The following is a 12,136-nucleotide window of genomic DNA, read 5'->3' as shown; positions in this document are numbered from 1 at the left end:
ATTCAACCGTTGTAAGCACACCAGCGCTCAATAATTTTGTGCAAGGCATCCAGGCCATCGGTGAGCGCTGCCGGGCCGGGCTGCAAAATCAGCGGCGACTTGATCTCGAAAATTTGCTGGTGCTTCACCGCACTCACATTGCCCCACCCTGCCCGCGCAGCCACGGTTTCAGGGCGAAATTTTTTGCCGCACCAAGAGCCAATGATGATGTCGGGGTTGCGGCGAACAATCTCGCTGCTGTCGGCAATAATCCGGTTCTTGCCCAAGCTTTGCGTGGCCAGCTCAGGAAAACAATCATCGCCCCCGGCAATGCCAATCAACTCGCTCACCCATTGAATGGCGCTGATCGGCGGCTCGTCCCATTCTTCAAAATACACCTTGGGTCGCACAGTCCATTGGCGGGCTTTGGCCCGCACGGCCTCCACTTTCGCCTGCATTTCTGCAATCAGGGCAGCCCCTTTTTCAGCGGCACCCACCATGGCGGCCACCTGGTACATCATGCTGAATATCTCGGGCACCGAACGTTGGTTGAACACTGTCACCTGCACGCCATGGCGAATCAATGCACTGGCAATGTCGGCCTGAAGATCAGAAAACCCAAACACGCAGTCGGGCTTCAGCGCCAGTATTTGATCAATCTTGGCCGTTAAAAATGCACTCACCTTGGGCTTTTCAAGGCGCGCTTTGCGGGGGCGCACGGTGTAGCCGGAAATACCGACAATCCGGTGTTCTTCACCGAGCAGGTAAAGCCATTCGGTGGTTTCCTCGGTGAGGCAAACAATGCGTTGGGGCAGCTGAATCATTTGCACAGGTCTTCGGTGCCAAAGCGAAAACGTGCGCCTGTGTATTGTTCAATTTCTGCAATGGCCTTGCAGGGGTTCTCGCCACGATCGATTAAATGCTGCGAAGCGTAGTGGTTGGCCCGGGTTTCAACCTGATCGAGAAAATTCTTAAACTCAGGGTCCTGGCCATAAACGCCCAAAAGCGTCATGAAGGCATTGTTCATCAGTTCGGTGTCTTTGGCATTGGTTTGGTGAATGCGTTTCAACAAATCATACCCACGCCGGGGGTCATCGTATTTCAGGTGCACCAGTTCATGCACAAAAACATAGCGCAGGGCTGCGTCGCTCAGGCTTTCAGAAAAGGCTTCGTCAATCACGATCTGGGTTTTGCCCTTGGCAAAAGCAAACAAAGGGCTTTTCTGAAAACCCATGCGGGAATACGGCACATCGTACTGCTGGCGCAGTTCTTCGAACATGCTGAGGGTGTCGGCGAAATCACGTTGGGGCGGCGTGGTACAACTGCTCACCCAGGGAAGCAGGAACAAAATCCAAATCCAGCGAAACGGCGTAAGGTGCATCCGGTTGTGACTACCAGGTTGTGAGTATTTTGATGACAGCGTATCGAAATACTACTATCAAATAGAATCGCCGGTGAAAATTTGTTCAACCCCTTGGCAGCCCTCAAACCGACTGGCTGCACCTTGGTTTTTTGCGTTACACTGCCAGCCCTTTTTCAATTTCAGCGAGCCAAGCCATGTGGTTTAAAAACCTGTTCATCTTTCGCCTGACCAAATGGGAAGAAACCCCCGAATCGCTGGAAGACAAACTGGCCAAACAAGCCCTGCAAGCCTGTGGCGGCATGGACTTGCAAACCCGCGGTTGGGTTTCTCCAAAAGCCGAAGGTGAACCCTTTGTGCACCGTAGCGGCCAGCAGTTGCTGATTTCATTGGGCCTGGAGAAAAAACTGCTGCCCAGCACCGTGATCAATCAATTCACCAAAGCACGTGCCGCGGAAATTGAAGAACGCGAAGGCTACAAGCCCGGCCGCAAGCAGATGAAGGAAATCAAGGAAGCCGTGACCGACGAATTGCTGCCACGGGCTTTTGCCATTCGCAGCCGAATCAATGCGTGGATAGACCTGCAGGGCAAGTGGCTGGTGATTGACGCGGCTAGCCCCGCCAAAGCCGACGAACTGGTCGGCATGCTCATGAAAAGCGTGGAAGGCGTGGCCATGGCTTTGGTCAAAACCAAAATATCGCCCACCGTGGCCATGACCGCCTGGCTGGCCGAGAACGACAACCCGCCCCCCTTTACCGTGGACCAGGACTGCGAACTGAAAAGCCGTGGTGAACAGGCCGCCACTGTGCGCTATGTGAAGCACTCGCTGGAGTCTGAGGAAATTGCCAAGCACATCAAGGGTGGCAAGGACGTGACCAAACTGGCCATGACCTGGGCCGACAAAGTGTCTTTCGTGCTGCATGAAAACCTGCAAGTGAAAAGGGTTGCACCTTTGGATGTGATCAAAGAACAGGCCGCCCTCAGTGCCGACGACGATGCTTTCGATTCCGACTTTGCCTTGATGACCGGTGAATTGAGAAAGCTGATTCCCGGTTTGATTGACGTCTTGGGTGGAGAACTGACTGGCGCGAATTCGCAACTCGCCGCCTAATTTTTAAAAATTCAGTGCACAAGTGTTAACTCTAGCCGCTTCGAAATTCAAGATTTCGTTGCGGCTGTACCTCAACAATCAAGAACAATTATTAAATATTTAAATTTGGGTTCATGCCAGGGGCAAGAATCAGTATGATTCCCTCATCCTTTGAACCAACTGGTAAAACCCAACCTTCAATGACCACACGAGTTGACCCCAACAGCCCGATCCACTGGCCCGGCGCAATCACCCTGTTCGGAACTTCAATCGCAGCACTCATTCTTGTACCCGCTTACGCTTGGTTCAACGACTACAGCACTGCAGCCTGGGTGTCATTCGTGGTGTTGGCCATCTTGAATGGCATTTCGATTACCGCCGGTTACCACCGCCTGTGGGCACACCGCACCTACGAAGCCCACTGGACCGTGCGCTTCGTGTTGATGTTCTTCGGCACCATGGCCGTGCAAAACAGCATTTTGATTTGGGCTTCGGGCCACCGCACGCACCACCGCCATGTGGACGACACCGAGCACGACCCATATTCGGCCAAGCGTGGTTTCTGGTTCTCGCACATGGGCTGGATGATTCGCAAATATGAATCTGGCAAAGAAGACTTCAGCAATTCGCCCGACCTGTTAAAAGACCCACTGGTGATGTTTCAGCACAAGCATTACACAGCACTGGCCTTGGGCATTAACTTCGGTTTGCCAGTGATTATTGGCCTGCTGGTGGGCGACTTGTGGGGTGTGGTGCTGCTGGGTGGCCTGGCTCGCCTGGTGTGGTGCCATCAAACCACATTCTTTATCAACTCGCTGGCGCACATTTGGGGCCGCCGCCCTTACACCGACGAGAACACTGCGCGCGACAACGATTTCCTGGCGATCTTCACCTACGGTGAGGGTTATCACAACTACCACCACCTGTTTCAGTACGACTATCGCAACGGCATCAAGTGGTTTCACATCGACCCCACCAAATGGCTGATTGCCGGTTTGTCGTATGTGGGCTTGACCAAAAACCTGAAGCGCTGCGACAAGTTCGCCATTGAAAAAGCACGCATCGCGATGCAATTCAAACGCGCCGAAGAAAAAATGCAGGCACAGCCCACCTCCATGCATGCGCATGTTGAGGCCATGAAAGCCCGCCTTGCGCAGGAATACGAGCACTACAGCAAAGCCTTGCAAGACTGGGCCAAACTGAAAGAAGCCTGGTACCAGGACACAAAAAACGCCATTAAAAACGGCGAAACCCTGGCAGCCTACAAAGCGAAATTCAAAGCCATGGAAGTTGAAATGCGCCTGCAACGCAAGCGCCTGCAAGCACTGGTTCGCCAGGTTCAAAAACCGGCATTGGCTGCCTGATCAGTTAAATAAAACGGGCCAAGGTGACCGCAACCTTGGAGCCTGACCCAATGGCACCCACCCAAAGCCTGGCGATCAACCCGCCGGGCTTTTTTGTTTTTGCGGTCGCCTCGTCGCGGTGTGCGCACTCATCCAGTTGAAACTCGATCAGTTGCGCCTTGAGTGCCGGGTGAGTGCCCAATGCATTCAGCTTGTCGATTTGTTCCTGGTAGTGCAGGTTCACGAAAGTTTCCACTGCGGCAATGGTGCGGTACACCGCGGTCGAGCCGAACAGGGCTGGCAACGCACCAGTGATGAAGCCCGCAATGCGCCAGGGCACCAACAGCCAGCTTCGGCGAAACACGGGCAACAGCGCATTCATGGCCTTTAAATGGCGTTGCTCAGTTTGCAGGTGTTCACTGGCAAATGCGCGAATTTCAGGGTTTCTTGAAACAGCCAGAATGCCCTTGTAAATCCACACGGCCCCGGTTTCACCGGCATGGTCGGTGCGAAGGTCGGCCACCAATGCAGGCGGCAAATGGCTGGTGTCAAATTTCAAAACAAAGCGTTGAATGGCAGGGCGTACCGGCAAAAAGCCGTTGTAAGCCTTTTCCATCAGCCACAACATGCCGGGCACTTTGGCCAACCACGCCAACACCCGCCAGCCGGGCAACTGCGCCCACACATGCACAAAGGCCGCAGCACCACTGAGCAATTCGCCTTGCGCCGTGCGCGTGTGAAAACGCGCCATGAGTTGTTCTTTGGATTGCCCTTGGGGCAGTGGCGTGTCGGGTTTGGAGACATCAATCCAGGCTATGGGCTGATCGGGCGTGATGTTTTGGTACACCGCGATTTCACGGCGGCACATGGGGCATGAGCCGTCGAAATACACCTCAACACATGGAGACTGCTTTGAAACTGTTTGGTCTTTTACTGCCATGACCGTACTGCCTTGATGAAAACTGCTTCGGGATAAAACGATTACCCCAGTTTAACTGTGTACTTCACGCCGTCAAACTCGATAACATCGCCACCCACAATTTTCTTGCGCTTCTGGGTTTCAATTTGGCCATTGACCAACACATGGCCATCGGCAATCACATTCTTGGCCTCGCCGCCGCTGGACAACCAACCCTGAAATTTCAGGATCTTGTAAAGCTCGACGGGTTCTTTGTTGATGATGACTTCGTTCATGGCGTGTATTCCCTGCAATCAATGCCCGAAGTGTATCAGCCTTCGAGTATCCACCGCGCTGCCTTCTCGGCAATCATCAGTGTGGGGCTGTTGGTGTTGCCGCTGGTAATAGTAGGCATCACGCTTGCATCAGCGATGCGCAGGTGCTTCACACCAATCACCCGCAAGCGGGAATCGACCACGGCAGCGGGGTCGTTGGCCGCACCCATTTATGCCGTACCCACCGGGTGAAAAATCGTGGTGGCAATGTCGCCTGCCAAACGCACCAATTCCTCGTCGTTTTGAAACTCCACGCCGGGCTTGAATTCCTCAGGCTTGTATTTGGCCAAGGCGGGTTGCTGGGCAATGTTGCGGGTCACCCTTAATGAATCAGCCGCCACTTTTTGATCTTCAATGGTGCTGAGGTAATTCGGTGCAATGGCGGGTGCATCCTCAAACCGGCCACTTTTTATATGCACTGAACCGCGGCTGCTGGGGTTGAGGTTGCACACACTGGCTGTGAAGGCATTGAAGTTGTGCAAGGGCTGACCAAAAGCGGGCAGGCTCAGCGGCTGCACATGGTATTGAATGTTGGGGTATGGCCGGTCGGCGCTGCTCTTGGTGAATGCGCCCAGTTGCGAGGGGGCCATGCTCATCGGCCCGCTGCGCTTGAACACATATTCCATGCCAATTTGCGCCTTGCCCCACAGGCTGTTGGCCAGCGTGTTCAAGGTTTTAACACCCTGCACTTTAAACACGGCGCGTATTTGCAAATGGTCTTGCAGGTTGGCACCCACACCGGGTTTGTCCAGCTTCACGTCAATGCCGTGTTGCTGCAGCAGGCTGCCCTGCCCTATGCCCGATAGTTCGAGAATTTGTGGCGTGCCAATGGCACCCGCACACAGCACGGTTTCACGCACGGCTTTCACGGCCACTTCTTCACCGCCCTTCACCACCAGCGCGCCATTGCACACCAGTTCGCCACTGGCGTTGCGTTCAATGATTAAATTTTTGACTTGTGCCTGGGTCCACACGGTCAAGTTGGGCCGCTTCAGGATGGGGCGCAAGAAGGCTTTGGATGTGTTCCACCGCCAGCCGCTGCGCTGGTTCACTTCAAAGTAGCCAACACCAAAATTATTGCCACGGTTGAAGTCGTCGCTGGCGGGTATGCCTGCCTGCTGCGCCGCTTGAGAAAACGCTTCCAGTATTTCCCAACGCAGGCGCTGCTTTTCGACGCGCCACTCACCCTTGCCACTGTGAAACTTTGGCAGGTCGGTGTCGGCCAACTCGGCATGCGGGTTGTCGTAACGCCAGTTGCTTTCATGCGCCAGGAAATCTTGCAAACAATTGTTCCAGTTCCAGGCCTCGTCGCCGGTTTGCGCAGCCCAGCTTTCATAATCGCGGGCTTGGCCCCGCATGTAGATCATGCCGTTGATGCTGGAGCAACCACCCAGGGTTTTTCCACGAGGGTAAATCAGGGCTCGGCCGTTCAGGCCTGCATCGGGCTCGGTGCGAAAGCGCCAATCGGTGCGGGGGTTGTCGATGCAATACAGGTAACCCACGGGAATGTGGATCCAGTGGTAGTTGTCTTTACCGCCCGCTTCCAGCAACAGCACTGAATTGTTGGGGTTGGCACTGAGCCGGTTGGCCATCAAGGCGCCTGCCGTGCCCGCCCCCACTACGATGTAATCAAAAGTCCGCATGTTTACCCCGAATCGATTACCCAATAGTAACCAGCCCACAATTTGGATTGAAGCCTGCGTTGCCGCAATCGACTTGGGGTTTTCCAGAGTTTTGCATAAAAGTTAAAGATGTCTTGATCAATCGCCTGTGCTTATGACCATTCCAAACATGTCAGAATCACACTCAATTCCTTTACAATCGACTGTTTCGCATTAACTACCCAGCCCGAGGTTTCTAAAATGACAGAACGCACCACCGTGCATGGCTTGAAAGTAGCCACACCCCTGTACAACTTCATCAACAATGAAGTGCTGCCCGGCACCGGCATTGATCAAGCTGGTTTCTGGAAGGGCTTCGACGAAATCGTCAGCACACTGGCCCCAAAAAACGCTGCCCTGCTGGCCGAGCGCGACCGCATTCAGCTGGAAATGGACGCCTGGCACAAAGCCAACCCTGGCCCCATCAAAGACATGGCCGCTTATCAAGAATTCTTGAAAAAGATTGGCTACCTGGTTGAGCAGCCTGCCAAAGTGCAAGCCACCACCGCCAATGTAGACAGCGAACTGGCCACCCAAGCTGGCCCCCAGTTGGTTGTGCCTATTTTGAACGCACGCTACGCCCTGAACGCAGCCAACGCTCGTTGGGGCAGCCTGTACGACGCACTGTACGGCACGGATGTCATTTCCGAAGAAGGCGGTGCAGAACGCGCTGGCGGCTACAACCCCGTACGCGGTGCAAAAGTAATCGAGTTTGCACGCAACTTTTTGGATCAGTCTTTCCCATTGGAAGGCGCATCACACAAAGACGCCACTGGCTACGCCATTGCAGGCGGCAAGCTGCAAGTTGCCTTGAAGAACGGCAGCACCGTTGGCCTGAAAAACGCCGCACAACTGGTGGGTTACCAGGGCGACGCAGCAGCACCTTCTTCAGTACTGCTGGTGAACAACGGCATTCACGCCGATATTATTATTAACCGCTCAACACCAATTGGTTCCAGCGACGCAGCCGGTGTGGCCGACGTGGTACTGGAAGCAGCGCTGTCCACCATTCTGGACCTGGAAGATTCTGTTGCAGCCGTAGACGCCGAAGACAAAATTGTGGCCTACAAAAACTGGCTGGGTATTTTGAAAGGCACCCTGACAGAAAGCGTGAGCAAAGGCGGCAAAACATTCACACGTGGCCTGAATGCTGACCGCGTGTACACCGGCGTGAATGGCGAGAAAGTGACCATGCATGGCCGCTCCATGTTGTTCTTGCGCAATGTGGGCCACCTGATGACCAACCCCGCAATTTTGTGGGGCGGCGACAAAGAAATTCCCGAAGGCATTATGGACGCGGTGATTACCACCACGATTGCGCTGCACGACCTGAAAGGCAATGGCGTGAACGGTATTCGCAACAGCCGCAAAGGTTCGGTTTACATCGTAAAGCCGAAAATGCACGGCCCTGTTGAAGTGGGCTTTGCCGCCCAGTTGTTCACCCATGTAGAAAAGCTGCTGGGCCTGCCTGACAGCACCGTGAAGCTGGGCATTATGGACGAAGAGCGCCGCACGTCTGTTAACTTGAAGGCCTGTATTGCTGCCGCAGCAAGCCGTGTTGCTTTCATTAACACCGGCTTCCTGGACCGCACTGGCGACGAAATGCACACCGCCATGCACGCAGGCGCGATGATTCGCAAAGCCGACATGAAGAGCAGCGCATGGATTACCGCCTACGAGCGCAACAACGTGCTGGTTGGTTTGAGCTGTGGTTTGAAAGGCCGTGCGCAAATTGGCAAAGGCATGTGGGCCATGCCCGACCTGATGAAAGCCATGCTGGAACAGAAAATTGGCCACCCCAAAGCCGGTGCAAACACCGCCTGGGTACCCAGCCCAACTGCGGCAACACTGCACGCCATGCACTACCACCAGGTGAGCGTGGCCGCTGTTCAAGCCGAGCTGGAAAAGATTGATGCCGACGCAGAACGCCCAGGCATTTTGGCCAACCTGCTGCAAGTGCCAGTGGCCACCAACACCAACTGGAGCGATGCAGAAAAGCAGCAAGAACTGGACAACAACGCCCAAGGTATTTTGGGTTATGTGGTTCGCTGGGTTGACCAAGGTGTAGGTTGCTCCAAGGTGCCCGACATCAACAACGTGGGCCTGATGGAAGACCGCGCCACACTGCGCATTTCCAGCCAGCACATTGCCAACTGGATTCACCACGGCATTGTGAGCAAAGAGCAAGTGATGGAAACCATGAAGCGCATGGCCGCTGTGGTTGATCAGCAAAACGCTGGCGACCCCGCGTACAAGCCCATGGCTGGCAACTTTGAAACATCCGCCGCATTCAAGGCTGCATGTGACCTGGTGTTCAAAGGCATGGAACAACCTGCCGGTTACACCGAGCCACTGCTGCACGCATGGCGCTTGAAGGTGAAAGCCGCTTAAGTTTGAGTGGTTTGATTTGAGAAAGCCAGGTGCTGAACAGTACCTGGCTTTTTTGTTTGGCGTTATTTGGCAGGCGTGATTTCTTCGATGTCGTGTTGAGTGATTTTCAAATTAATCTGAAAAACCTTCTTGGGGAGCTTAGGATTTGCTCGAGTCGCGAATCGATGATATTCACGGAACGTAAGAACCAACTCGGCTTGGTCAACTGTTGTTTCAGGCGTTTTAGGTACAACCCAATCGGCCTTTACAAACTCCCCTTTCGCTTGCAATGTGTGTACTTGAACTTCCGGTAGTTCATCGAAAGTGGCAACAGTGATCAGGTGATTATTTTTACAAGTGGCACCAGTTTCAAGCCCACAAGTTTCATCGCGAGCTGGCGTTTCAAAAAGGCGCAACATCAAGCCCTTCTGCTGCCCAGAGCTGTATTGATTCAGTTCGATCAACTGCCCGTACGCCAGGTTGTTCAAGAGGGTTTTTTCCTCCACCTCAGTTGCCCAGCTTGAGTTTACGAACGCTACTAAAGCGCTGCTTGCAATTATTTTTTGAATGTTGTTCATTGCTTAATCAATGAACAAGGTGACTCGCGTTTCACGCTGTTGTGAACATTCAAGCCAAATTGAACTTGAACATCATTGATTTGGTTGGGGATAACTGCCATGCGGTGCCTTTTAAACGAATTTAAAGAGGCACCTTAAAGAGAAGGAATGGGGGGTTACAAATTGCGGGGTGGTGGTAGCTTGGTGTGATTACACTTGATTGATTAGTTGGAAACAGGTGGTTACGCTGTACGAAGATTATGTATCAGAGATATTCCATGGCAAGAAAGAAGAGTGTTTCTCTCGGCCCACATTTTGATCAATTTATTGCATCACAGGTCCATAGTGGTCGCTATGAGTCGGCAAGCGAGGTGGTCACAGCGGGGCTACGTTTACTTGAGAAACACGAAACTCAACTGGCGCAATTACGTCAATATCTGGATGAGGGCGAGCAAAGCGGGCTTTCCGACTATTCCTACGAAAGTATTATTTCTCAGCTAAACGAAGACGCAGAATGACAACATCAATTTTGCTGACCATAAAGATACGAGACGACCTGCTGAATTTTTGTTAAGTATTTTTTGAATCACTTTTTGATGCAAGTGTCGACAGATAAAGTTACTCCACCTGCCCTCTTGCCCAAGGCGTTTTTCGAGGAAACTTCAGACTGGATTTAACGGAAGGATTATTCTTGAAACAGTTGATTCTGATTCGACGGGCAAGCCCGTCCCAGCCATAGTGTTCAACAAGCTTCACGACGACATTTTCAAGGGTGACTCCATGCATGGGATTATTCGATTGCTCGTCACTCATGCTTGAAGTCGGTCCTTAAAATTGTGTGGTGGGCCTGGTCAGCCCGGAAGCTTTGCCGCAAGAACATCGACCTTTTCAATTGATGGCGGTGTGGCGAACAAGTCACCCGCTTTTTCCATCAGCGCAGCTGCAACCTTCCCGGAAAGATGAGCTTGTCGCCCAGCCTCATCGGGAAATGCATCGAAGATGCCAAAGGTTGATGGCCCCAAGCGAATACCGAACCAAGCTGTAGTAGCTGGCTCTGCCTGAACAAGGGGTAGACCACTTAATAGAAAGTTCTCTACCTCTTTCTCCTTACCTGGCTTGGCTTCAAGACGAACGAACAACGCGAGTTTGACCATGACACATCTCCAACTTTTTTAAACAAACATCAAAATGCCCACTTTCCAGCAGGCCTAGCGTTCGAGGTATGTGGCAAATTCTAAGTTGCGGTTTTTTGAAATACCTTTGTTTGGTTGTTCAGTACATACTTGATACTACTACCTTTTTGTTCATTGGCAACAATTAAAAAAAGGCACCTTAAAGAGAAGGAATGGGGGGTTACAAATTGCGGGGTGGTGATAGCTTGGTGTGATTACACCGCGTGGCAGACGACTTAACTTTTTCGCACTTCAGTTTGTGCTGCAAATGTAGAGAGGTAAAGTTGCTCAACCTGCTCTCTGGTCCAAGGCGTTTTTCGAAGAAACTTCAGGCTGGATTTCACGGAAGGATCGTTCTTGAAACAATTGATTTTGATTCGATTGGCAAGAATGTCCCAGCCGTAGTGCTCAACAAGCTTTACCACGATGGTTTCAAGCGTGACGCCATGCATGGGGTTCTTGGATTGCTCGGTATTCATGCTTGGCTTTGATCCTTGAAGCGATTGCTTTTTATAAGAAGTGTCAGGCAGGCAATTCATACGACACCTTGGTGCCCGCAATACTGACTATTCCTTTCGTCTGTAACTCTAGCAGCAATGACTGAAGCTCTTCATCGGATAGTTGCTTTTGAAACATGTTGCTGATGGTGCTTGTCAATGTTTTGACGGCGCGTGGCTTGGATGCTCCCCTACGCTTTAAATCAGCGATGATTACAGCAATTTTCTCGCTGGGTGATTTGGAGTTTGACGCCTTGACAATCGGAATGTCAGTGACATCTTTGGAACGACACGCGAGGATCTTTTTGCCCTTGAGGTGATTGATCAGCGGGTCGAAGCCCGTGTCTTTGGAAACAATGTGGAAGTATGCCTCGGGCTCTTTGCTGGCCAACAAGCCGATGTAGTAGGCAATGTGAAAGTCGAGCGCATTGGAGCCATTCCCGGAAATCTTGATGTACTCGGCACGCTCACCCATTTGCTGAAGTGCTGATGCCACCTCGAAGGTGACTTTGGCCTGATTGGCACCGACGAATACGATCACTTTGAAGTGCTCTTTGCTGAGCACCGCCATTGCTTCTGGCTGCACGTTTTCGTAATCGATAAGGACGTAGTTTGTTCGCAATTGAAATCCTGGTTTTGGGCCTTGGTCTTTATAAGTCGGCAGGCTAGTTCTTCAGGCTGATCGACCTCAATTAGACGGGCATTTCTGGATTGAATGCAACTTCCCAAAGGTGACCGTCTGGATCTTGAAAGTAACCCGCATAGCCACCCCAAAAAGTTGAGCCTGCGGGCTTAACGATTGTTGCACCCGCTGTGCTTGCCTGCTGCATAACTTCATCGACCTCAGCTTTAGAGGCCACATTGTGTGTTGAG

At 52.4% G+C, this 12,136-nt stretch carries 14 protein-coding genes and 1 pseudogene; 4 read left to right on the top strand and 11 right to left on the bottom strand.

From position 1 onward, the window contains the following. Nucleotides 1–2: 2 nt before the first annotated feature. Nucleotides 3–803 carry a cobalamin-binding protein gene (locus tag A0129_RS10600; protein WP_291714809.1) on the bottom strand — a complete coding sequence of 267 codons (801 nt, stop codon included), beginning with the start codon at nucleotides 801–803 and terminating at the stop codon, nucleotides 3–5. Next, nucleotides 800–1,327: a M48 family metalloprotease gene (locus A0129_RS10595; protein ID WP_291714807.1), complete on the bottom strand. Its 528-nt coding sequence runs from the start codon at nucleotides 1,325–1,327 to the stop codon at nucleotides 800–802. Before A0129_RS10595 ends, A0129_RS10600 begins: the two co-directional genes overlap by 4 nt. A 209-nt stretch (nucleotides 1,328–1,536) precedes the next feature. On the opposite strand from A0129_RS10595, the gene A0129_RS10590 reads away from it, so the two are divergent. Next, on the top strand, nucleotides 1,537–2,451 hold the full coding sequence (locus tag A0129_RS10590) for a recombination-associated protein RdgC (RefSeq protein WP_291714805.1): 915 nt from the start codon (nucleotides 1,537–1,539) through the stop codon (nucleotides 2,449–2,451). Nucleotides 2,452–2,630: 179 nt separating this feature from the next. Continuing rightward, the gene (locus tag A0129_RS10585; protein WP_291714804.1) at nucleotides 2,631–3,794 is read left to right on the top strand and encodes a fatty acid desaturase; all 1,164 of its coding nucleotides are present in this window, start codon (nucleotides 2,631–2,633) and stop codon (nucleotides 3,792–3,794) included. A 4-nt stretch (nucleotides 3,795–3,798) separates the two neighbouring features. On the opposite strand, the gene A0129_RS10580 is transcribed toward A0129_RS10585, so the two are convergent. The 3 genes and pseudogenes from A0129_RS10580 to A0129_RS10570 form a co-directional block, all read right to left on the bottom strand. After that, on the bottom strand, nucleotides 3,799–4,713 hold the full coding sequence (locus A0129_RS10580) for a demethoxyubiquinone hydroxylase family protein (protein WP_291714802.1): 915 nt from the start codon (nucleotides 4,711–4,713) through the stop codon (nucleotides 3,799–3,801). A gap of 41 nt (nucleotides 4,714–4,754) precedes the next feature. After that, nucleotides 4,755–4,967 carry an RNA-binding S4 domain-containing protein gene (locus A0129_RS10575; RefSeq protein WP_040513673.1) on the bottom strand — a complete coding sequence of 71 codons (213 nt, stop codon included), beginning with the start codon at nucleotides 4,965–4,967 and terminating at the stop codon, nucleotides 4,755–4,757. A 35-nt stretch (nucleotides 4,968–5,002) separates the two neighbouring features. Further along, nucleotides 5,003–6,649, bottom strand: a pseudogene (locus A0129_RS10570) (GMC family oxidoreductase). 219 nt (nucleotides 6,650–6,868) lie between these two features. Between A0129_RS10570 and A0129_RS10565 the strand changes: the two are divergent. Beyond that, nucleotides 6,869–9,058 carry a malate synthase G gene (locus tag A0129_RS10565; protein ID WP_291714800.1) on the top strand — a complete coding sequence of 730 codons (2,190 nt, stop codon included), beginning with the start codon at nucleotides 6,869–6,871 and terminating at the stop codon, nucleotides 9,056–9,058. 62 nt (nucleotides 9,059–9,120) lie between these two features. Here A0129_RS10565 and A0129_RS10560 read toward each other — a convergent pair whose 3' ends face one another. After that, complete coding sequence (locus tag A0129_RS10560; protein ID WP_291714799.1) at nucleotides 9,121–9,615, bottom strand: hypothetical protein; 495 nt, start codon at nucleotides 9,613–9,615, stop codon at nucleotides 9,121–9,123. Nucleotides 9,616–9,872: 257 nt separating this feature from the next. Here A0129_RS10560 and A0129_RS10555 point away from each other — a divergent pair, with 257 nt between their 5' ends. Next, entirely contained in the window at nucleotides 9,873–10,112 is a 240-nt protein-coding gene (locus tag A0129_RS10555) for a type II toxin-antitoxin system ParD family antitoxin (protein ID WP_291714797.1), read from the top strand. A gap of 100 nt (nucleotides 10,113–10,212) precedes the next feature. On the opposite strand, the gene A0129_RS10550 is transcribed toward A0129_RS10555, so the two are convergent. The 5 genes from A0129_RS10550 to A0129_RS10530 form a co-directional block, all read right to left on the bottom strand. Beyond that, entirely contained in the window at nucleotides 10,213–10,407 is a 195-nt protein-coding gene (locus A0129_RS10550) for a VF530 family protein (RefSeq protein ID WP_291714794.1), read from the bottom strand. Between the two features lie 38 nt (nucleotides 10,408–10,445). Next, nucleotides 10,446–10,748 (bottom strand): putative quinol monooxygenase, encoded by a 303-nt coding sequence (locus A0129_RS10545; RefSeq protein ID WP_138518211.1) that lies wholly within the window; start codon nucleotides 10,746–10,748, stop codon nucleotides 10,446–10,448. Between the two features lie 254 nt (nucleotides 10,749–11,002). After that, nucleotides 11,003–11,245 carry a VF530 family protein gene (locus A0129_RS10540; RefSeq protein WP_291714792.1) on the bottom strand — a complete coding sequence of 81 codons (243 nt, stop codon included), beginning with the start codon at nucleotides 11,243–11,245 and terminating at the stop codon, nucleotides 11,003–11,005. A 43-nt stretch (nucleotides 11,246–11,288) separates the two neighbouring features. Next, a complete protein-coding gene (locus A0129_RS10535) occupies nucleotides 11,289–11,885 on the bottom strand; it encodes a PIN domain-containing protein (protein ID WP_291714790.1) in 597 nt (198 codons plus the stop codon). Between the two features lie 70 nt (nucleotides 11,886–11,955). Beyond that, a partial coding sequence (locus A0129_RS10530) for a VOC family protein (RefSeq protein ID WP_291714788.1) occupies nucleotides 11,956–12,136 on the bottom strand: 181 nt, incomplete at its 5' end.

This window comes from Limnobacter sp. CACIAM 66H1 (assembly GCF_001601825.1).
Taxonomy (GTDB): Bacteria; Pseudomonadota; Gammaproteobacteria; order Burkholderiales; family Burkholderiaceae_B; genus Limnobacter.
This window is presented reverse-complemented; position numbering and strand designations above follow the sequence as displayed.